This window comes from Arthrobacter sp. UYCu712, from assembly GCF_040547005.1.
Classification (GTDB): Bacteria; Actinomycetota; Actinomycetes; order Actinomycetales; family Micrococcaceae; genus Arthrobacter.
On the sequence record NZ_JBEPOZ010000004.1, the window covers coordinates 220,036 to 241,313 of the forward strand.

The window sequence follows — 21,278 nt, forward strand, 5'->3', positions numbered from 1 at the left end:
ATTCCATGGGTATAAGTCCGGACCAAGCCGCCGTCGAGCCTCAGCCCAGGACCGATGACGCGCTGAAAGGGTTCGTCTCCCGGGCGGAGGAGTTGCTGCAGTCCCAGGAGCGTATGGCCGGCCTCCTGGAAGCCGTCGTGGCTGTGGCCGAAGACCTGAGTTTGGATGCCGTCCTGGAACGAGTCGTTGAATCAGCTTGCCGGCTGCTGCGCGCACGCTACGGCGCCCTGGGCGTCATTGGCGATGACCAGGCGCTGAGCCATTTCATCACCGTCGGCATCGACGGTGAACTGGCTCACAGGATCGGCCCGCTGCCCACCGGCCATGGTGTCCTGGGGCTGCTCATCACGGACCCCCGGCCGCTGCGGCTCAAGGACCTGCGCAAGCACCCGGAGTCCTTCGGCTTCCCCGCGCACCACCCGCCGATGCAATCATTCCTCGGCGTCCCGGTGCGGGTCCGGGAAGTCGTCTTCGGCAACCTCTACCTGACCGAGAAGGAAGACGGCAGCGACTTCACCGACGAAGACGAAGGCCTCGCCGTTGCCCTTGCCGCCGCGGCCGGCGTGGCGATCGAGAACGCGCGCCTGTATGACGACGCGCGGCGCCGTGCCCGCTGGCTGGAGGCCTGTATGGACGTCTCCGGGCTGATGCTCAGCAGCGACCGCGACTACACCTCCGGCGGGCTGGATCCCATCGCCGGCCGGGCCCTGCAGGAGTCCCAGTCGCAGCTTGCCCTGCTGGTGGCTCCGGCGGCGAACGGTCCCGGCTACATCGTTGCCGGTGCCGCCGGGGACCTCGGTCCCGTGTTCTCGGGCCGGTCCCTGGCGTTGGAATCGCCTGTGCTTCAGGGAGTCCTCGAGGGCGGCGACCCGGTGCTGCTGGACGACGCGTCCGTCCTCTTCGCGGAGGTCGACGGCGGGATCTCCGGTCCGCTGCTCGCGGTGGCGCTGAGCACTCAGGGCGCGCACCACGGCCTCCTGCTGCTGGTCCGCGACCCCGGCTCGCTGCACTTCACCCGCACGGACATTGAAATGGGCGCCGTCTTCGGCTCGCACGTGGCCCTCGCGCTGGAACTGGCCCGCGTGCACCGGCTCCGCGAGGAATTGCTGGTGTTCACGGACCGGGACCGGATCGCCCGCGACCTGCATGACCTCGTCATCCAGCGGATGTTCGCGGCCGGGTTGAGTGTACAGAGCCTGACCCGCTTCACCAAGGACGACCAGGCGACGGAACGGATCCGCGCCATCACCGGCGAGCTCGACGAGGCAATCCGCAGCCTGCGCGACACCATCTACTCGCTCAAGAGCAACAGCGCCGAAACCGAACTCCTCAGTGGAAGGATCCGCCGGGTGGCGCGGAGCTCGGCCAAGTCCATGGCCTTTACGCCGCGGCTGACCATCACCGGCCCGATCGACGCCGTCACGCCCGACAGGGCGGACAACGTGGTCGCCGTTGTGTCCGAAGGACTCAGCAACGCCATCCGGCACTCCGGCGCCGACGCGATATCCGTGTCCGTTGCCGTGATCAAAGGCCGCGTGACTGTGGTCATCACGGATAACGGCTCGGGCTTTACCGATCCTTCCAAGCGCAACGGACTGGCCAACCTCGAGGACCGTGCGCGGATGCTCGACGGCGAGTGCATCATCAGCAGCGCCCTCGACGCCGGCACCAGCCTCGAGTGGTCGGTGCCGCTCTAGCTCCCTGTGGTCCCAGCGGGTCGCGGCACTAGTGGACGCTGTGCGGACGGCTCCCGTCGACGGCGGCATGGCCCGCGGCCGGTGCGGCAGGGGCCGGACTCGCGATGAAAACGGCGGCCTGGGTGCGCCGCTCAAAGCCAAGCTTGGCCAGCAGCGAGGAGACATAGTTCTTGACCGTCTTCTCCGCGAGGAACATTTCGGCTGCTATCTGCCGGTTGGTGAGTCCGCCGCCGACAAGTTCAAGCACGCGGCGCTCCTGCGGTGTCAGGGACGAGGTCCGGGGGTCCACCTCTTCGGCTTCGACCAGGCTGTCGACGATGCCAGACGCGACGCCGTCTTCGAACAGTGACTCTCCGCGGGCCGCCCGCCTCAGCGCACCGATCAGGTCCACGCCGCCGATTTCCTTGAGCACGTAGCCGCTGGCACCGGCCAGCACCGCGCCCCGCAGGGCCTGTTCGTCGTCGTAGCTCGTGAGGATGATGCAGTTGAGCGAGGGGTCCACGGAACGGACGTCGCGGCAGACTTCAATGCCCGTCCCGTCCGGCAGGCGGGCGTCCAAAACACAGACGTCCGGATGCAGGGCCGGGATGCGGCGGGTCGCCTCCACAGCGGACCCGGAACTGCCCACGACGACGAAGCCCTCGCCCTCCAGGAGTTCCTGCAGCCCTCGTCTGACGAGTTCGTGGTCATCGAGGATGAAGACGCGGTTGACGGCCGGGTGGCCCTCGTGCGCAGTGAGACCTGCATCTGCCCAGGCAATCATGATTCTCCCGTCCGGCCGCTGGCGCTGCCTCGTGTGATGCGTTGGTCCCCAACCTGGGGTGCCGATCGTGTCTGCGGACTGTGCATGCTGTTGCCCTTAGCCTGTCGAGGGCGTTGGCGCCGTCCTAAGTGTCACTGACTTCATTGTCACAGCCCGGGGACGCTTTCGGTCGGCGGACTCTGCAATTGTTGTCCAGCCCACCGGTCCCGGGCAAGGGCCGTTTGACCCACCGGGAGGCCGGTCCGCGGATCCGGGCCGCCCGACGCCGAAAATTTGCCCGTGACTTTTGGCACTGGGCGCCTCGGGGCATCGGCGGGATGCTGGGGCCAGGAGATGCCACCGCAACGAAGGGATCCGCCGTGGGCGACACCTGGGACGTCAAGACCATCGTGGTCGGAGTCGACGGCTCTGACGCATCCATAGAGGCGCTCCGCCACGCACAGGGCCTTGCTGGCCCGCTGTCGGCCAAGGTGGTGGCGCTGGCCTGCTGGGACATCCCGGCGGTCTACGACGGATACGTCGCGATGGGGATCAACGACTTCGACGTCCGCGCCAAGGAGATCCTGCAGGAGGCCGTCGAAAAGGCCTTTGGCCCCGAGACTCCGGCCAATGTGGAAACACGTCTGGTGCAGGGGCATCCGCGGCGCACCCTGATTGACCTCAGCGGTTCCGCCGACTTGCTGGTGCTTGGCCGCCGCGGGCATGGGGGATTCGGCGGTCTGCTGCTGGGCTCGGTGAGTTCTGCCCTGGTGGCGCACGCCCATTGCCCGGTGCTCGTGGTCCACTCGCGCAACACCAAATAAGGAAAGTCAGCCCCGGGCCGCTACTCGAAGGAGGCCCGGCGCGGATCGGCGGGACGCGTGGTCCAAAGGTCGGGCTGGCTGACCTTGAAACGCCGGCCGGTCAATGCCTTTGGTGCGAGCCGGACGTAGTGGTTTTTGTCGCCCGGTTGCCACGGCTCAAGCAGCAGGGCATCGACGGTGCGTTGGTGTTCCTCGCTTTCGATCAGTTCGATCTCGCCGCGCGCCATGACGCTCCAGGCAGTTTCCTCGTGAACGTCGTAGCCGTCGATTTCGAAGGCTGCGGGTTTGGCGGTCATGGCACCCCAGAGCTTGGTGCCGCCACCGGTGCGGAACACAATTGCCCGGCGGTCCAGGACAAAGTTGACCGGAAAGATCTCCGGATGGCCATCCACGATCAAGGCGATCCGTCCCAGGACCTCGGTGCCCAGCAGGGCCCAGCATTGGTCGATGGACAGCTGGCCCTCAGGCGGCGTTTGGCTCATGTTCATAGCCGCCCACGCTACGGACTGGGCGGCCGGCCCGGCAGGGCCATAAGGCCCGCGGAGCGCGTGCGGCATCGGGGTCCGGCCCGGCAGCCCCCCGGGGGAGCGGTTACCAGGGGCTGGGCTTGTAATCCTTGAGGAAAACCCCGAACTGGTCCTCGCCGGACTCGCCCATGACGATCGGATCGTACACCCGGGCGGCGCCGTCGACGAGGTCCAGGGGGGCGTGGAAACCTTCCTCCATCAGCCGGACCTTGGTGAAGTGCGGGCGTTCGTCGGTGATCCAGCCGGTGTCGACGGCGGTCATCAGGATGCCGTCCGCGTCCAGCATTTCCTGGGCGCTGGTCCGCGTCATCATGTTCAGCGCGGCCTTGGCCATGTTGGTGTGCGGGTGTCCGGGGCCTTTGTAGGCACGGGAGAACTGGCCCTCCATCGCGCTGACGTTCACGATGTACTTGCGCTTCGCGGTGGACCGTTTCATGGCCCCGCGCAACCGGCTGACCAGCAGGAACGGCGCCGTGACGTTGCAGAGCTGCACTTCAAGCATTTCGAGCGGGTCCACCTCGTCCACCACCTGGGTCCAGCTGTTCATGGCGGCCAGGTCCGGAACCAGCCCGCCCGCGTCGATCGCGGTGCCCGCCGAGATGCGCTCCAGCGAGGCCGAACCGGTCGACAAAGCCAGCGAGGTGATGGCGTCACCGGCGAGCACAGGGTGCTCCAGCACGGTGCTCGCCAGCGCCAGCGGGTGCTTGTCGTGTGCGTGGCCGAAGGTGACGAGCTCGGGTCCGCCGTTGGCGGCCTGCAGGGCAGCGGGCAGCGGCTCGTCCTCGGCGTCGACCAGGGGCTTGTAGGCGTTGCCGGAGCGGCGCACGGTCTGGGCCGCGTTGTTGATGATGATGTCGAGCGGCCCGGCAGCATCCAGCGAATCCGTCAAAGCCATCACCTGGGACGGATCGCGGAGGTCGATCCCGACGATCCGGAGCCGGTGCAGCCAGTCGCCGCTGTCCTCCATGGCGGCGAAACGGCGGGCAGCGTCCTTGGGGAAACGGGTGGTAATGGTGGTGTGTGCGCCGTCGCGCAGCAGCCGGAGCGCGATGTACATGCCGATCTTCGCCCGGCCGCCGGTGAGGAGCGCACGGCGTCCGGTGAGGTCCGTGCGGGCATCCCGCTTGCTGTGGCTGAACTCGGCGCACTCGGGACAAAGCTGATGGTAGAAGGCATCGACCTGGGTGAAATGCTGCTTGCAGATGTAGCAGGGACGTGACTTGATCAGGTGCCCGGCGATCTCTCCCGTCGCGGACGGCGCGAGCTTGTTGCCTCGCGTTTCGTCGTCGATCCGGTCCGGGGCCGCCGTCGCGGTCTGGGCGATGACCGCGCGGTCGGCGTCGGCGATCAGGTCCCGTTTGGCGACCCGGCGGTGCCGCTTGACGGCCTTGAACATCTTGCCGGTGGCGCGGCGCACGGACACGTAGTCCGGGTGCTCCTCGTCGTAGATATGGATGCTGTTCAAGACCTTGAGGCAGGCCTGGATTTCCTCAGGAGTCAGATCGATGGAGCTCATTGCCCCAATTTTACAGCCTGCGGGGAGCCCGGCCCGCCGCCACCGGCGGTACCGGCCTCCCGGGGCGTTACGGCTCGGCTGACCCCGAGCCGGGCGTGTTGACGCCGACGGCGGCGGCCTGGACGGCGACGACCTTGTCCACCGATTCCCGCAGCTCGGTCCACTTCTCCGTGGCGGCCTTGACCGCATCCGGTACGAGGATCAGGTTGGCGGCCGACAAGGCGCGCTCCGCGTCGCCGGGCTCAGGGACTTGCGCTCCCTTGGACAGCACCGTGATGCCTGAGTCCGTGACCTTGAAGCCGCGGGCCCGGTCAAGGTCAGCATCGAGGCCGATCGCGGCGCCTGCCGGCACCTTGACGTTTTTGTCGATGATTGCGCGCTTGACGACGGCACCGGCACCGATTTCAACCTTGTCCATCAGCACGGAATCGAGCACGCGGCTGGATGTACCGATATAGACGTCATTGGAGAGTACCGAGCCCTCCACGATGCCGCCGGAGATCACTGTCCCGCTCGCGACGATCGAATCCAGCGCCGAGCCGACTGTGTTGCCCTGGCCGCGGACGAACTTTGCGGGAGGTGAAATGCTCTGCCGCGTGTAGATCGGCCATTCCGAGTTGTAAAGATTGAACACCGGTACAGGCGAGATGAGGTCCATGTGGGCGTCGTAGAACGAATCGATGGTCCCGACGTCGCGCCAGTAGGTGCGGTCGCGTTCGGTGGATCCCGGAATGTCGTTGAGGGTGAAATCGTAGACCCCGGCCTCACCCTTGTTGACGAAGTAGGGGATGATGTCCCCGCCCATATCGTGCTTGGTGTCGAGGCGTTCGGCGTCGACGTGCAGTGCCTCGACGAGGGCGTCGGCGTCGAAGACGTAGTTTCCCATGGAGGCCAGGAACTGGGTGGGGTCGGCAGCCAGGCCGGGCGTGGAGGACGGCTTCTCGACGAACGCGGCGATCTTTGTTGGATCGTCCCGGTCGACTTCGATGACGCCGAACTGGTCGGCCATGCTCAGCGGCTGGCGGACGGCGGCGACGCTGGCCTTGGCGCCGCTGGCGACATGCTGGGCCACCATCTGGGCGAAGTCCATGCGGTAAACGTGGTCCGCGCCGACCACCACCACGATGTCCGGGTTGGCGTCATGGATCAGGTTGAGCGACTGGTAGATGGCGTTGGCGCTGCCGAGGAACCAGCTCTTGCCCACGCGCTGCTGTGCCGGGACGGAGGCGACGTAGTTGCCCAGCTGGGTGGACATCCGCCAGGTTTCGGAGATGTGCCGGTCGAGGCTGTGGGACTTGTATTGCGTCAGGACGACGATCTGCAGGTATCGGGAATTGACCAGGTTCGATAAAGCAAAGTCGATGAGCCGGTAGCTGCCCGCAAACGGGACAGCGGGCTTGGCCCGGTCCGCCGTCAACGGCATGAGCCGGTTCCCCTCGCCACCTGCGAGGACAATTGCCAAGACCTTCTTTTGATGCGGCATAGTGATCGCTCCTGAACGCCCTTGTTTCTCCCCAAAAATATCCGGCACGCCCGGACGTCTTCACACTAGATCAGTTCCACCGTAACGACTACCTTGGATTTTGTGCGAATAGACATTGTGACTAAAGAATTCCCGCCCGAAATCTATGGCGGCGCCGGAGTCCATGTGGCCGAGCTCAGCCGGGTGCTGGCCAAACACGTGGAGCTGCAGGTTCGGGCCTTCGGTGCGCCGCGTGAACCCGACTACCACGGAGCGACCGTCACGTCCTACGCGGTGCCCGAGGACCTGGGCGGGGTGAACGCCGCCATGCAGACCCTGGGCGTGGATGTCCGGATCGTCCCGGACATCGCCGGGGCGGACCTTGTGCACTCGCATACCTGGTACGCCAACATGGCCGGGCATATCGCCTCGCTGCTGCACGGGATCCCCCATGTGCTCAGCGCGCACAGCCTGGAGCCGCTGCGACCATGGAAGGCCGAACAGCTCGGTGGCGGCTACGCCGTGTCCTCCTGGGTGGAAAAAACCGCCTACGAGTCCGCCGCCGCGATCATCGCCGTGTCGGAGGGCATGCGTCAGGACATCCTGCGCAGCTACCCTGACGTCGACCCGGGCAAGGTCAAGGTGGTCCACAACGGCATCGACGTGAGCCAGTGGAACCGGGACGAGGGTGACGACATCATCCGCGGCCTTGGCATCGATCCGGAGCGCCCGAGCGTGGTCTTCGTGGGCCGGAACACCCGGCAGAAGGGCGTCCCGTACCTGCTGCGGGCCGCCGCGAAGCTGCCGGCCGACGTCCAGCTGGTCCTTTGCCTGGGTGCGGCGGACACCCCCGAGCTTGCTGCCGAAACGGCCCGCCTGATCGAGGAACTGCAGAGCCAGCGCAGCGGCGTCATCCTCATTGAGCGGATGCTGCCGCGCAACGAGGTGATCCAGGTGCTCAGCCACGCGACCGCGTTCGCGTGCCCGTCCATTTACGAGCCGCTGGGCATCGTGAACCTGGAGGCAATGGCCTGTGGCGCCGCCGTCGTGGCCAGCGCCACCGGCGGCATCCCCGAAGTGGTCCAGCACGGCGAGACCGGGCTGCTGGTCCCCATCGAGCAGGTCACGGACGGCACGGGCATCCCGCTGGACCCGGAGAAATTCGTCACCGAATTTGCCGCCGCGCTCACCGAGGTCGTGACCGATCCCGAGCGGGCGCGTGCCATGGGCGTGGCCGGCCGGCGCCGCGCGGAGGAGCATTTCTCCTGGGAATCCATTACCGAGACCACCCTCGAGGTGTACCGCTCGGTGCTCCCGCAGGGTTCCTGACGTCCCCTTCTACAGCAGACGACGACGGCGCCGCCCCGGCTCAGGGGCGGCGCCGTCGTCGTTCGGGCGGTTGTTGGGCGGCAGGCCCGTCAGCCCCGGGACGCCTTATTGTCGCGGGCAGTGCGGGCCAGCAGGATCTTCTCGTCCACGGGTGCCTGGCCGCTGGCGCGCTGCCGGCGGAAGTAGGCCCGGGCCTCATCCTGGCGGAGCTTCTCCGCGCCGGTGGCGATTTCGGCCCGGAGGTGCTCGGGGCCGAAGCCGAAGGCGTCGACCAGATCCAGGGCGTGCGGGCGGATTTTCACCAGGAGCCGGTTGATGTATTCACCCACGGTGCGCCCGCGCTGCATGGAGAGCCGGCCGTTCATGAGGTACCAGGACAGGTTCTTCTCGATCAGGGACAGGCCGAAGAGGTCCCTTAGCCACGTGAGGACCACTTTGGTGCCCGGGTCCGTGACCTTGCCAAGGGCTTCGGTGAAGGCCTCCCACTGCAGCAGTTCGGCATGCGCCTGCGCTGCTTCGATGAGTTCGTTCTGGTGGCTGTTGAACAGCGCGGCACCCTGGTGCTGGGGCAGCTTGTTGGCACCCTTCAGGGCGGCGGCGACCTCGGCGACCATGGTCTGGACGCGGTCCGTCAGCAGGGTCCGCTGGCTGGATTCGTCCTTGATCGCCAGGGCCGCTTTCTGCACTGACCCGGAGTCGGCAACGAACTGGGCGACGCCGCGCAGGCCGGTGCGGTGGATCGCGACACCGGTGGCCTGGCCCACGACATAGCGGGCCAGCACACCGAAGTTCACGGAACGGAATTCCTTGGCGTAGTCGGCCAGCAGGCGCTTGGCGACCAGCTGCAGCAGGACCGTATTGTCGCCTTCGAAGGTGGCGTAGACGTCGAGGTCGGCGCGCAGCGAGGCAAACCGGTTCTCGATCAGGAAGCCGGCGCCGCCGCAGGCTTCGCGGCATTCCTGCAGAGTGTCCAGGGCGTGCCAGGTGCTGAGCGGTTTGAGGGCCGCGGCGAGGGTCTCGAGGTCCTGGCGGTCCTCGTCGGTGTCGCTGCGGCCGGAGAAGACGTCGTCGAACTTCTGCAGCAGCTGCTCGCTGGCGAAGCTCGCGGCGTACGTCGTGGCGAGCCGGGTGAACAGCCTGCGCTGGTGCCGCTGGTAGTCCAGCAGCACTTCCTCATCGGTCTGCGAGGAGGCGTTGAACTGCCGGCGTTCCGTGGCGTACTGGATGGCCGTTTTCAGGGCCAGTTTCGAGGCCGTCACGGCGGCGCCGTCGAGGGAGACCCGGCCCTGGACCAGGGTTCCGAGCATGGTGAAGAAGCGGCGGCCCGGGCTGGGGATGGGGGAGCTGTAGCTGCCGTCAGCAGCCACGTTCCCGTAGCGGTTCAGCAGGTTGGTGCGCGGGATCCGGACCCGGGTGAAGTGCAGCCGGCCGTTGTCGATGCCGTTCAGGCCGCCCTTGACGCCGTCATCCTCGCCGCCGATGCCCGGCAGGAACTCCTTGGTCCCGGGATCCCGGAGGTCCATATAGAACGCATGGACGCCGTGGTTGACGCCCTTGGTCACCAGCTGGGCGAACACGACGGCGGCCAGGCCGTCGGCGGCGGCGTTGCCGATGTAGTCCTTCCAGGCGGCCCGGAAGGGTGTGTGCACCACAAATTCCCCGCTTGCGGGGTCGTAGGTGGCCGTGGTGGCAATGCTGGCCACGTCCGAGCCGTGCCCCGTTTCGGTCATGGCGAAGCAGCCCGGGATGTCCAGGCTCATAATGCCGGGCAGCCACTTCTCGTGGTGTTCCGCGGTGCCCAGGTGGTTCACGGCGGAGCCGAACAGTCCCCACTGGACGCCGGCCTTGATCTGCAGCGAGGGGTCGGCGATAACGAGTTCCTGGAAACCGGCCACGTTGCCGCCGTGATCATCCGCGCCGCCCACGGACGTCGGGAAGGCGCGGTGCACGGCGCCGTTGTCTACCAGGATCCGGAGCTGGCCGAAGGCGCGCTTGCGGTGTTCGGTGTGGGTCAGGCCCTCGGTCTTGTACAGTTCCGGACGGCCGGCCAGGGCCCTGGACTTCAGCCGGGTGTCGGCCCACTTTCCCAGCAGCAGCTCGCCAAGGGCCGCAACGTCGACGGCCGCGGTTCCTGCCGCCGCGGCCGGTGTGGCTGCCTGCGGGGACGGGGCCGGGCTGGTCCGGCTGGCGTTGCCGGCGGGGATTCCGGTGGTGCGGTCCGCTAGTTCAGTCATGTCGATTCCTTCTTTGGTTCTGACAGTGGTGGCTCCGACGAGGTCGGGTCTGAAGTCTTGGGTTCGATGTTCCGGAGCTCGGGTGCGAGCCCGAGGCACAACCAGTCGGTAATCTGGCGAGCCATCGCCTCTTGATCGGGTTTGCCGGGGGACGCCGGGCTGGCCAGCCATTGTTCGCCGGCGTTCCGGACCAGCCCGATCGCGGCATTGGGCCAGTAGCCGATCACGGCTTCCCGTCCGGCGGAGGGGGCCAGGTGGCTGCGCATGGGCCGGGCGATCATGTCGCTGATGGCGGCGAAAAAGTGCCCCAGTGCCCCGGCCGTTGCGATCGACCCGTTCGCGGTGCCCGCTTCGCCGGGCGCGTAGCGGGTCACGAAGGCATAGACGTTGGGGCTGGTTTCGGCCATCTGCAGGTACGCGGAGACCATGGCGAACAGTCCTTGGCGGGGCGTCGGGGCGCTCTGGGCTGCCTCCTGGATGCGCCGCTGCATCTGGCTCAGCACCACTTCGCCCACCGCCTGCTGGAGCCCGGCCTTGTCCCCGAAATAGCGGTAGAACACCGACTTCGAGGTGCCGGCCGCGGCGGCAATCTCCTCCATGGAGGCATCGCTGCCGAGCGCATGGACGGCCCTGCGGGCGGACTTGATCAGTTCCCGACGCCGCTCCTCGCGGTGCGACTGCCAGCGGGAGGCGCGGCCGTCCACGGCTGACGGGCTGCTATCGGCAGCGCCGGAGTTGGGAAGCTCAGCGTGGTTATTCACGATACCCAGCGTATCAGGTACGCTGGGTATCGGTAACCCGCTTTGATCTGAAGGAGACAGCCATGTCCGTCCACGGAGAGTCCGCACCCGGGCTCAAGGATTCGACCCCGTCCGCCGCTCCGGCAGCAGCCCCGCGCCTCCGCAAAGCAGTGGTGGTCGGTGGCAACCGGATTCCCTTCGCCCGGACCGGAGGCGCCTACACCAAGTCCTCCAACCAGGACATGCTCACTGCGGCCCTGGACGGCCTGATCGCCCGGTTCGGCCTGCAGGACGAACGCATCGGCGAAGTGGCAGCGGGCGCCGTGCTGAAGCACTCCCGCGATTTCAACCTCACGCGTGAGGCCGTGCTTGGCTCGGCGCTCTCCGCCGAGACCCCGGCCTATGACCTGCAGCAGGCCTGCGCGACCGGGCTGGAAACGGTTCTTGGCCTCGCCAACAAGATTAAACTCGGCCAGATCGACTCCGCAATCGCCGGCGGCGTCGACTCGGCCTCGGATGCACCGATCGCCGTGAGCGAGGGACTCCGTGAAGTCCTGCTGGACCTCAACCGCGCCAAGACGCTGCCGCAGCGGCTCCAGGTCCTCAGCCGCCTCCGGCCCAGGGACCTCGCCCCGGATGCCCCGAACACCGGCGAACCGCGCACCGGGTTGTCGATGGGCGAGCACCAGGCGCTCACCACCGCCCAGTGGAAGATCACCCGGGAGGCGCAGGACGAACTGGCGTACAACAGCCACCGGAACCTTGCCGCCGCTTACGACGCGGGCTTCTTCGACGACCTGCTCACTCCCTACCGCGGCCTCACGAAGGACTCCAACCTGCGCGCCGACACCAGCCTTGCGAAGCTGGCCACGCTCAAACCGGTGTTCGGCAAAAACCTGGGCGCCGCGGCCACCATGACCGCCGGGAACTCCACCCCCCTCACCGACGGCGCCTCCACCGTGCTGCTCGCCTCCGAGGAATGGGCTGACGCCCACGATCTGCCCAAGCTGGCCACCGTCGTTGACGGCGAAGCGGCGGCCGTGGACTTTGTGCACGGCAAGGACGGGCTCCTGATGGCTCCCGCCTTCGCCGTGCCGCGTCTGCTCGCCCGCAACGGACTCACGCTCGATGACATCGACTTCTTCGAGATCCACGAGGCTTTTGCCGGCACCGTACTCAGCACCCTGGCCGCCTGGGAGGACGAGGAATTCGGCCGCACCCGTCTCGGACTCGAGGGTGCCTTCGGCAGCATCGACCGGACCCGGCTCAACGTCAACGGCTCCTCGCTCGCCGCCGGCCACCCCTTCGCGGCCACGGGCGGACGGATCGTCGCCTCCCTCGCGAAGCTGCTGCACGCCACGGGCCCCGTTGACGGCCGTCCGGCCCGCGGACTGATTTCGATCTGCGCCGCAGGCGGCCAGGGCGTCGTTGCTCTTCTTGAAGCGAACTAGGGGGATCCGATGACCGACAAATACACCCAGCTGGTGAGCCGTGGCCTGGGCAAGGACATCGCGCGGAAACTCGGCCTGCCGCAGCCCGTGGAACTCCGGCGCCATAAGCCGGGCCAGCCGCTCATTGACGGTCCGGTACTGGTCCAGGGCACCGGAACCGGCGCCGAGGACCTGGCCTCCACCCTCCTGTCCTGGAACCTGGATGTCCGGCGGCATGCGGTGCCGAAGGAAAGGCTCGGCGCCATCATCCTGGTCCTGGACGGGCTCACCGGCCCCGAGGACCTGGAGAAGCCAGTCCTCACGGCCGCCACGTCGCTGCGGGACCTGGCGCCCAACTCCCGCGTCATCACCGTCTCCCGTGCCGCCTCGGACACCACCGATCCCGCGGTGGCCGCGGCCCGCCAGGGCGTCGACGGCCTGCTGCGATCGCTCGCCAAGGAACTCCGCGCCGGTGCCACCGGCAACGGCATCATCCTCGGGAACGGCGCGGGCACCACGAGCCCCAGCAGCCTGGGCGCGCTGCGGTTCTTCCTCTCCGGCCGCTCCGCGTTCGTGGACGGGCAGTTCCTCACCGTAGGTTCCGGCGCCGGTCAGCTGCCCGCCGACGTCGAGAAGCCGCTGGCCGGCAAGGTCGCCGTCGTGACCGGAGCCGCACGCGGAATCGGCGCGGCGATTGCGCGGACCCTGCACCGGGATGGCGCCACCCTGGTGGTGGTGGACATCCCGGCAGCCGGGGACCACCTCGCCAAGGTCGCCAACGACGTGCGCGGCACGGCGCTGCAGCTCGACATCAGCCGTGCGGATGCGGGCCAGCGGATCATCGAGCATGCAGTCCAGCGGCACGGCCGGCTCGACATCGTGATCCACAACGCCGGCATCACCCGGGACAAGCTGCTCGCGAACATGGACCAGGGCCGCTGGAACTCGGTCATCAACGTCAACATTGCGGCCCAGCTGCGCATCAACGACGCGCTGCTGGCGTCCGAGCATTTCCGGAATTCGCCCCGGATCGTGTCGGTGGCCTCCACCAGCGGGATCGCCGGCAACCGCGGCCAGACCAACTATGCGGCGTCCAAGGGCGGCGTCATGGGCATGGTCCGTTCCACGGCTCCGCTGATCGCCGTGCACGGGGGCTCCATCAACGCCGTGGCCCCGGGTTTCATCGAGACCGAGATGACGGCCCGGATCCCGTTCGCCACCCGCGAGGTGGCCCGGCGGCTGAACTCGCTGCAGCAGGGCGGCCAGCCCGGAGACGTGGCCGAGGCCATCGCGTTCCTGGCCAGCGACGCGGCCGGAGGGATCTCCGGCGACGTGCTGCGCGTGTGCGGGCAGAACCTGGTGGGGGCATGACCGGCTCCCAACCACTCATCCTCGGCGAGATGCCATCGTTGTCGAAGCTGTACGTGAATGCGGCAGCAACGGCGGCCCGGCGGCGGGTAATGGGCACCCATACGGGCACGGCCCTTCCGGACGGCAGCCATGAGGTGCGGGGCGTGAGGGCAGGGGTGGAAAACCTCACGGCGTACCAGCACCTCGTCGGCGAGACCGCGAGCGACACCCTCCCGGCCGGCTTCATCCATACGCTGGCGTTCCCGCTGGCCATGAGCGTGATGAACCGCGATGACTTCCCGCTGCCCCTGCTTGGCATGATCCACCTTGGCAACCACGTGGTGCAGACCGCTCCCGTGCTCTTCACCGAGGCCGTGGACGTCAGCGCCTGGGCGGAAAACCTCCGCTGCCACCGCGCCGGCACGCAGCTGGATCTCGTGGCCGAGGTGCGTGGGGCAGGCGACAATGCCCTCCGCTGGCGTGGTGTCTCGACGTACCTGGCGAAGGGGGTGTTCCTGCCCGGAATCGACAAATCCTCGGCGCCCTCTGCGCCGGTGCACTTCTCGACGCCGGACCCGACGGCGATCTGGCAACTGGGCGTGGATACAGGACGGGCCTACGCCGCAGTGTCTGGGGATTTCAACCCGATCCACTTGAGCGTCCTCTCGGCCAAGGCGCTGGGACTGCGGAGGTCGATCGCGCATGGAATGTACCTCGCTTCGAGGGCGCTGGCGGATGTGGGTGCCGCCAAGGGGGAAGCATTCCGCTGGGACGTCGCCTTCGAGGCTCCCGTCTTCCTGCCCGCCCGCGTGGCCCTGGATATCAGTACCGGCCAGGACCACCGCGGCTGGCGACGCTCGGACTACGTCGCCTGGAACGCGCGTTCCGGCCGCAAGCACTTCAGCGGGTCAGTGGCGGCCCTGTAGCGCGTCGCACTGACCCGTCGACGACGGCGGTGACGGCGGTGGCGGCCCCAGAGAGTAGGGGCGGCCGCCGCCGTCGTACGTTAATCCTGGCCCCTGTCCTTTTCCATCGACGTCTTCACGACACGGAGCATCCGGTGCAGGCTCAACAGAATTGACTCGACCGCGCTGGGCGCGTCAGTGGCGGCCTCCTCAGCACCGATGCGCCGGGTCAGTTCCTTGACGGCGGTGTCGGCCGCCTCGACCAGCTCCAGCTGCCGTTCCATGCTTTCCTCTTCGACGGAGGTCAGCACGTCACTAACCGCCGACATCGCCTCGGCCAGCTGTGCCAAGTATTCGTCCGGCACAACGAACGGGGTGTCCTCGGCCCAGATGACGTCAGAGAGCACCTGGGTCACGTCCTGCACGTGGAACGTCACCCGTTCCAGGTCCCGCAGGTTGCGGTAGTCCTGCTGGATGTCCCGCGGATGGAGCCGCCGCCTGGGGTTCGCCCGCCGGCTGGCGTCCGCCTTCTCCACCGCCAGGCGCACGGAGCGGGCCGAGGCTTCGAGGGTCTCGGACCGGCGCGACCAGTCCTCGTGTTCCGGCGGCCAGTTCTCGCCCAGGGCCTTGCTCATCTCCCGCAACTGCCGGGCAAGCGCCAGGCGCAACTCCGCGATGCTCAGTGCCGCGGCTTTGAAGTGCAGCGGCGGGAAGAGTAAGAGGTTGACGATGATGCCCACGGTGACGCCGGCTCCCATCTGGACCAGGTAACCGAACGAGAACTTGTCCGGGTCGTGGCCGCCCACCAGCAGGACCAGCAGCGCCGCGGTCGGGATCCAGTCGCTGCCGGAGCCGATCCGGGGAAGCCCGCCAAGGATGACCCCCAGGCCCATCACGACTGCGACTGTCAGCGGGCTCGGTTCGCCGAAGCTGAAGAGCATGAAGGCCAGGCCGATCCCCAACGCCAGACCCACCAGCGTCTGCACCCCCTGGCGCACAGAGCCGGAAACGTTCTCGTACATGGCGACCAACGCGCCAAGCGGGGCGTAGTAGGGGTACTCGGCCGCGGAGCCGGGCATAAAGGGGGCAATGTAGAAGGCCAGGCCCGCGGCGAACGCCGCCTTCATGGCAAGCTGCAGCCGGGGCCACAGGAGAGCCGACCCCACACTGCCCTTTACCATCCCCCAAAGCCGGAGGAACGGCGGGGGATGTCCGGCGTCGGTCGCTTCTTTTGTAGTACTCATCCCGGCTCACCCTAGGCGCGGGACATTGGTGCTACAAGTGGACGAATGTTCAGGCCGCGCCGTGTCCCGGTGCGACTTCTTCGCCCGCGCGGACCGGGCCCGGCGGCGTGCCGTCGCCGAAGGGCCGGCCGCCGAGCGCCTCGCGGCCGTGTTCGCTGAGCCAGTTGCCCAGCCCCGGCCCCTTCGGGACAATCCCGGTGGGGTTGATGTCCTCATGGACCAGGTAATAGTGCTGCTTGATCTGCACGAAATCTGTGGTGTCGCCAAAACCCGGCGTCTGGAACAGGTCCCTCGCGTAGGCCCAGAGCACCGGCATTTCGGTCAGTTTCTGCCGGTTGCACTTGAAATGGCCGTGGTAGACCGCGTCGAAGCGGGCCAGTGTGGTGAAGAGGCGGACATCGGCCTCGGTGATGGTGTCGCCCACAAGGTACCGCTGCCCGGAGAGCCGCTCTTCCAGCCAGTCAAGGGCGGCCCAGAGTCGATCGTAGGCAGCGTCGTACGCTTCCTGGGAGCCGGCGAAACCGCACCGGTACACACCGTTGTTGACCTCGGTGAAGACGCGCTTGTTGACCGCGTCGATCTCCTCCCGCAGATGTTCGGGGTACAGCTCCGGGGCGCCGGGCCGGTGGTAAGCGGTCCACTCGGTGGAGAAGTCCAGGGTGATCTGCGGGAAGTTGTTGGTGACCACCTGGCCGGTGGGGACATCAACCACCGCCGGCACCGTGATGCCGCGCGGATAGTCCGGGAACCGGCGGAAGTAGGCGTCCTGGATTCTCTCGATGCCCAGGACGGGGTCCTTGCCGCCGGGATCGAGGTCGAAGGTCCAGGAGCGTGCGTCGTGGGTGGGGCCGGGCTGCCCGAGCGAGATCACGTCCTCCAGGCCCAGCAGCCGTCGCACGATCACCGTCCGGTTGGCCCAGGGGCAGGCGCGGGCAGCGACCAGCCGGTAGCGCCCCGGTTCCACGGGCCAGCCGGGTTCGCCGTGGCTGCCCGGCGTGCCGTCCCGCGTGATGCGGTCCTCGATGTAGTTGGTGTCCCTCGTGAACTCCGCTCCGCCGGTGACGTAGGCGCCCAGGGTGCTGAACCCGGCGTCATCGGTATGGGCGGCGCCGCTGCCCGCGCCGGAGGGACTCGTGCTCGTGGATGTCTGGCTCATGCACCCAGCCTATGCCGGGGGAACGCCGTGACCCAGAAGGGCGGCCAGCACATGCGCCATCGGCTGCCAGGCGAACCACCAGGCGCCCGCCACGACGGCGGCGAACAGCAGGATCCACACGACGGCCGGTACGGAGGTGGCGCGGAACAGCAAGTACGCGTCCGACGTCGACAACCTGTCCCGGCGCCGCAGATGGACGTTCGCCAGTTTCCCGAGGTCCCGGACGGCGGCAACCAGGAGGGCCAGTCCGAGCACGATCATGACGTGGCCGTTGAATTCCGGCGGTACGAACACCACGAGGAGCGCGGCGGCCAGCACCGCGGCCACCGTGATCAGCAGTCCCATCCCGTTGCGGATGAACACCAACGAGGCCAGCAGCAGCAGGGTCCCGACCGACATTGCCGCGGGACCCCAGCCGTTGAAACCGCACCAGACCATGGCGGCCCCGACGACGGCCGGCACCGGGTAGCCCCAAAACGTGGACCAGACAGCCGGCAGCCGGCCCCGGCTGTACGTCGTGGTGGTCCCGGAGTGGTCAAGGCGCAACCGGATCCCGCCGAGCCGCTGGCCGGTCATGAGAGCCGTGAAGGCGTGGCCGAGTTCGTGCGTCACGGTGGCCAGCAGGCCGAAGTAGCGCCAGGTGACACGCGGAAGGGACACCGCGATTGCCAGGAGGATCACGACGGCGAGCTCGGTGCCCGTGACGTGGGGGAGGGGAGCCTGGCTGAAGCCCGCGACGATCCGGTCCCACCAGGCACCGGCAAGGTTGTCCCCTGTCATGCCCTGCCCGAAGTGTGGCGGATGCAGTACGGGGTCCACGGCCGGGCCTCAAGGCGTCCCTCCGCGATCTCTTCGCCGCAGACTTCGCAGGTACCGTACCTGCCGTCATCGATACGGGCCAGCGCGGCATCGATCTGCGCCAGGCCGGCCTCGCTTTGCTCCAGCAGTGCAGAGGCCTGGGAAAGCTCGAACGCGATGGTCGCCCCCTCCGGATCGTGTTCATCGTCCACATTGGAGTCATGCCGGGCGGCATTCACCGAGGTGATGTCCTGCCGGAGCGCGGGGAGGAGGGTTAGTTTCCGGCCGCGTTCCTCCTGGAGGAGCATCCGGAACCGTTCGACGTCGACCATGGGCTGCAAGGCTAGCGCGGAACGCGCCGCCGCGTCGAGAGCGGATCATCGTACACGGGTCAACGCACGGGAGTCAGGCCAAAAGGCCCCTCTGTCACGGACTGCCCGGACGTACAGTGGGAAAACCAGCAGGTGTGCGACGACTGATGCCTGCTGAGTCAGTCCAGGGAGGCAGCCACATGGACGGGTCCAAGCCGCTGAACACGGAGCCGGGGGAGCCGGCAGCCAAAGAGGCTCGCGACGAAGCCGGGGCGCTGGAAGCGGTCGAGAAGCATCATGCCGGCATGCGCAGGCGGCTCGACGCCCTGGTTTCCACGCTCACGCACGCCGTCACGGCGGGAGACACCGTGGCGGAGCACGATGCGCACGGGGTGCTGGTGGAGTGGTGCGAAACCGAACTCGTCCCGCATGCGCTCGCCGAAGAGGCCGTCCTATACCCGGGTGCCCGGGAACTGCCCGAGGGCAGACTGCTCGTTGACGGAATGCTGACGGACCACCAGGCGATCGCGGGCATCGTCGAGGAACTGCGGGGCGCCGCGGGCGTCGCTGGAGCATCGGCTGCCGGGGCCCTCAGGCATGTGTTCGCGTCGCATGTGGCCAAGGAGGACCGCCTCCTTATGCCCCTTATCGGAGCATCCGAGGGGCTGTCGCTGGCGCAGGCTGTTGAAGGCCTCTCCGAACTGGTCGGGGAAACGCATGTGCACAGAGCCCACACCGGGCGCGGGGGCAGCGTCTAGAGTGGCCCCATGGTGGACGCTAAGCACGATGACGACTCCGACCTCGAAACCGGGCTGCTGCGGGAGCTCGCGGCGGCACACGGGGTAGGGACCACATACTGGGGCTGGGACGGCCTTGAACGCTCCGTGCGGGACAGCACCCTCCACGGTATCCTTGCGGCGCTGGGCGTCGCGAGCCACGGGGCGGGGGAAATGCAACAGGCGCTGCTCGAGTCCCGGCTGGCGCCGTGGCGGCGAGTCCTGCCGCCCGTCGTCGTCGCCCGGGAAGGGCAGGAGACCCACGTCAACGTCCATGTGCCGCATGGAAGCGACGTCAGCGTCTGGATAGAGGCCGAGGACGGCAGCAGGCATGCGGCCGCGCAGCGGGAGAACTGGGACGAGCCCGCCGACGTCGACGGCGTCCTGACGGGACGGGCGGTGTTTGCCGTCCCGGCCGGCCTTCCACTGGGGTGGCACACGCTGCTGGCGGACGCGGCCGGCACCGTGACCGACTGCCCGCTGGTGGTCACACCGCTCCGGCTCCGCACCACCGAGGCGCTCGCGGACAGACGTAACTGGGGACTGACCGCACAGCTCTACTCCGTCCGTTCCTCCCGGTCCTGGGGGATCGGTGACTTCGCCGATCTGGCCGAGCTGGCCGCGATCTCGGGGCAGGACGGCGCCGGCTTTGTGCTGGTCAACCCCTTGCACGCCGCCGAACCGCGCCCGCCGGTCGAAGACTCGCCGTACCTGCCCACCACCAGGCGCTTCTTCAACCCGCTCTACCTCCGGGTCGAGGAGATCCCCGAATGCGCGTACCTGGACCCGGCCGGCCGGTCCGAGGTCCGGCGGCTCGCAGACCGGCAACACCCCGCCAACCGCTCCGCGGAGCTGCTGGACCGCAATGCCAGTTACGCGGCGAAACTGGCCGCCCTCGAACTGGTGTTCCGCGTCCGTCGGGGACCGGGCCGTGAACGCGCGTTCACGGACTTTTGTGCCGATGAGGGGCAGGGGCTCGCCGACTTCGCGCTGTGGTGCGCGCTGGCCGAGACGTTGCCCCCGGAGTCGCCGGAATGGGCCGGGAAGGCGTCGGCGCCGGATACCCCGTACTGCGCCGAGCAGCGGACCCTGCTCGCCGATCGGATCGAATTCCACCGCTGGCTGCAGTGGTGCTGCGACCGGCAACTGGAAGCGGCGCAGCGTTCCGCCAGGCAGTCGGGAATGGAAATCGGCGTCATCCACGATCTCGCCGTGGGCGTGAAGCAGGGCGGCGCCGATGCCTGGACGCTAGCGGGAGTGCTCGCCCGGAATGTCACCGTGGGCGCGCCGCCGGACATGTTCAATCAGCAAGGCCAGAACTGGACCCAGCCCCCATGGCACCCGGGGCGTCTCGCGGAATCCGGTTACGCCGCGTACCGCGACATGCTCCGGACGGTACTGCGCCACGCCGGCGGAATCCGAGTGGACCACATCCTGGGCCTGTTCCGCCTGTGGTGGATCCCGGCCGGAGCGGGCCCGGGGCAAGGCACCTACGTCTACTACGACCACGAAGCACTGATCGGCATCCTCGCCCTGGAAGCGCAGCGGGCCGGGGCGGTCGTGATCGGGGAGGACCTTGGGGTGTTCGAGCCCTGGGTCCGGGACTACCTCGCGGAACGGGGAATTTTCGGCACGTCCATTCTCTGGTTCGAACATGACGCGGCCGGACCCATCCCGCCCGAAAAGTACCGCCAGCAGTGCCTGACCAGCGTCAACACCCATGATCTGCCGCCAACGGCGGGCTACCTGGCCGGTGAACACGTCACCCTCCGCGAGTCCCTCGGACTGCTGGAGCGCCCGGTCGAGGAGGAACACGCCGAGGCCGCCGCCGAACAGGAAGCCGTGCTGGCCCTGGTCCGGGAGCGCGGGCTGCTGCCGGCCGGACCCGAGGGCGGCCGCCCGGACGTGCAGGCCACGGTCGAAGCCCTGTACGCGTTTTCAGCGCTGGCGCCGTCGTCGTTGCTGGGCGTGGCCCTCGTGGATGCGGTCGGCGAAACCCGGACACAGAACCAGCCCGGGACCAGCACACAATATCCAAACTGGCGCGTACCGCTGGCCGGCCCCGACGGCCCGGCGCTGCTCGACGGGCTGCCGGACAACCCGCGGTTCCGTTCCCTTATCAATACCGTCCGGACATCATTGCGGCCGGGTACGCAGGATTCGGAAACCTTAGGCCGCTGAACAGCCATTATGTACTCTTGAGCCCGTACGATGAGCTCGTCTTATCAATCCGACGT

18 protein-coding genes are annotated in these 21,278 nt (G+C 67.9%); 8 read left to right on the plus strand and 10 right to left on the minus strand.

What is annotated here, in order from left to right; all coding sequences use genetic code 11:
- Positions 1-5 precede the first annotated feature (5 nt).
- Entirely contained in the window at positions 6-1,697 is a 1,692-nt protein-coding gene (locus ABIB51_RS06330; protein WP_354186557.1) for a sensor histidine kinase, read from the plus strand.
- A gap of 28 nt (positions 1,698-1,725) precedes the next feature.
- Here ABIB51_RS06330 and ABIB51_RS06335 read toward each other — a convergent pair whose 3' ends face one another.
- Positions 1,726-2,460, minus strand: coding sequence for a response regulator (locus ABIB51_RS06335; protein ID WP_354186559.1), 735 nt, complete (start codon positions 2,458-2,460; stop codon positions 1,726-1,728).
- A gap of 359 nt (positions 2,461-2,819) precedes the next feature.
- On the opposite strand from ABIB51_RS06335, the gene ABIB51_RS06340 reads away from it, so the two are divergent.
- On the plus strand, positions 2,820-3,263 hold the full coding sequence (locus tag ABIB51_RS06340) for a universal stress protein (protein WP_354186561.1): 444 nt from the start codon (positions 2,820-2,822) through the stop codon (positions 3,261-3,263).
- 20 nt (positions 3,264-3,283) lie between these two features.
- On the opposite strand, the gene ABIB51_RS06345 is transcribed toward ABIB51_RS06340, so the two are convergent.
- The 3 genes from ABIB51_RS06345 to glgC all read right to left on the minus strand — a co-directional run bounded on the left by ABIB51_RS06345 (position 3,284) and on the right by glgC (position 6,789).
- Complete coding sequence (locus ABIB51_RS06345) at positions 3,284-3,745, minus strand: pyridoxamine 5'-phosphate oxidase family protein (RefSeq protein ID WP_502916077.1); 462 nt, start codon at positions 3,743-3,745, stop codon at positions 3,284-3,286.
- A gap of 109 nt (positions 3,746-3,854) precedes the next feature.
- Positions 3,855-5,306 carry an SDR family NAD(P)-dependent oxidoreductase gene (locus ABIB51_RS06350; protein ID WP_502916078.1) on the minus strand — a complete coding sequence of 484 codons (1,452 nt, stop codon included), beginning with the start codon at positions 5,304-5,306 and terminating at the stop codon, positions 3,855-3,857.
- Between the two features lie 67 nt (positions 5,307-5,373).
- Positions 5,374-6,789 (minus strand): glucose-1-phosphate adenylyltransferase, encoded by a 1,416-nt coding sequence (gene glgC / locus ABIB51_RS06355; protein WP_502916079.1) that lies wholly within the window; start codon positions 6,787-6,789, stop codon positions 5,374-5,376.
- A 102-nt stretch (positions 6,790-6,891) separates the two neighbouring features.
- Here glgC and glgA point away from each other — a divergent pair, with 102 nt between their 5' ends.
- A complete protein-coding gene (glgA, locus tag ABIB51_RS06360) occupies positions 6,892-8,097 on the plus strand; it encodes a glycogen synthase (RefSeq protein WP_354186565.1) in 1,206 nt (401 codons plus the stop codon).
- Between the two features lie 89 nt (positions 8,098-8,186).
- Here glgA and ABIB51_RS06365 read toward each other — a convergent pair whose 3' ends face one another.
- Positions 8,187-10,331 (minus strand): acyl-CoA dehydrogenase family protein, encoded by a 2,145-nt coding sequence (locus ABIB51_RS06365; RefSeq protein WP_354186567.1) that lies wholly within the window; start codon positions 10,329-10,331, stop codon positions 8,187-8,189.
- Positions 10,328-11,092, minus strand: coding sequence for a TetR family transcriptional regulator (locus tag ABIB51_RS06370; protein WP_354186569.1), 765 nt, complete (start codon positions 11,090-11,092; stop codon positions 10,328-10,330). Before ABIB51_RS06370 ends, ABIB51_RS06365 begins: the two co-directional genes overlap by 4 nt.
- 62 nt (positions 11,093-11,154) lie before the next feature.
- Between ABIB51_RS06370 and ABIB51_RS06375 the strand changes: the two genes are divergently transcribed.
- Genes ABIB51_RS06375 through ABIB51_RS06385 form a run of 3 tightly spaced genes read left to right on the plus strand, consistent with a single transcriptional unit; the run spans position 11,155 to position 14,777 of the window.
- Positions 11,155-12,522: an acetyl-CoA C-acetyltransferase gene (locus ABIB51_RS06375; protein ID WP_354186571.1), complete on the plus strand. Its 1,368-nt coding sequence runs from the start codon at positions 11,155-11,157 to the stop codon at positions 12,520-12,522.
- A 9-nt stretch (positions 12,523-12,531) separates the two neighbouring features.
- Complete coding sequence (locus tag ABIB51_RS06380) at positions 12,532-13,872, plus strand: 3-oxoacyl-ACP reductase (protein WP_354186573.1); 1,341 nt, start codon at positions 12,532-12,534, stop codon at positions 13,870-13,872.
- Positions 13,869-14,777 (plus strand): MaoC family dehydratase, encoded by a 909-nt coding sequence (locus ABIB51_RS06385; RefSeq protein WP_354186575.1) that lies wholly within the window; start codon positions 13,869-13,871, stop codon positions 14,775-14,777. The genes ABIB51_RS06380 and ABIB51_RS06385 overlap by 4 nt, the downstream gene beginning before the upstream one ends.
- 80 nt (positions 14,778-14,857) lie before the next feature.
- On the opposite strand, the gene ABIB51_RS06390 is transcribed toward ABIB51_RS06385, so the two are convergent.
- The 4 genes from ABIB51_RS06390 to ABIB51_RS06405 form a co-directional block, all read right to left on the minus strand.
- Positions 14,858-15,937 carry an FUSC family protein gene (locus tag ABIB51_RS06390; protein ID WP_354186699.1) on the minus strand — a complete coding sequence of 360 codons (1,080 nt, stop codon included), beginning with the start codon at positions 15,935-15,937 and terminating at the stop codon, positions 14,858-14,860.
- Between the two features lie 112 nt (positions 15,938-16,049).
- Entirely contained in the window at positions 16,050-17,156 is a 1,107-nt protein-coding gene (locus ABIB51_RS06395) for a glutathione S-transferase family protein (RefSeq protein ID WP_354186577.1), read from the minus strand.
- Between the two features lie 9 nt (positions 17,157-17,165).
- Positions 17,166-17,936 carry a M50 family metallopeptidase gene (locus ABIB51_RS06400; protein ID WP_354186579.1) on the minus strand — a complete coding sequence of 257 codons (771 nt, stop codon included), beginning with the start codon at positions 17,934-17,936 and terminating at the stop codon, positions 17,166-17,168.
- On the minus strand, positions 17,933-18,286 hold the full coding sequence (locus ABIB51_RS06405; RefSeq protein WP_354186581.1) for a TraR/DksA family transcriptional regulator: 354 nt from the start codon (positions 18,284-18,286) through the stop codon (positions 17,933-17,935). The genes ABIB51_RS06400 and ABIB51_RS06405 overlap by 4 nt, the downstream gene beginning before the upstream one ends.
- A 179-nt stretch (positions 18,287-18,465) precedes the next feature.
- On the opposite strand from ABIB51_RS06405, the gene ABIB51_RS06410 reads away from it, so the two are divergent.
- A complete protein-coding gene (locus ABIB51_RS06410; protein WP_354186583.1) occupies positions 18,466-19,023 on the plus strand; it encodes a hemerythrin domain-containing protein in 558 nt (185 codons plus the stop codon).
- Positions 19,024-19,032: 9 nt separating this feature from the next.
- Complete coding sequence (malQ, locus tag ABIB51_RS06415) at positions 19,033-21,222, plus strand: 4-alpha-glucanotransferase (protein ID WP_354186585.1); 2,190 nt, start codon at positions 19,033-19,035, stop codon at positions 21,220-21,222.
- The last annotated feature ends 56 nt before the right edge of the window (positions 21,223-21,278 follow it).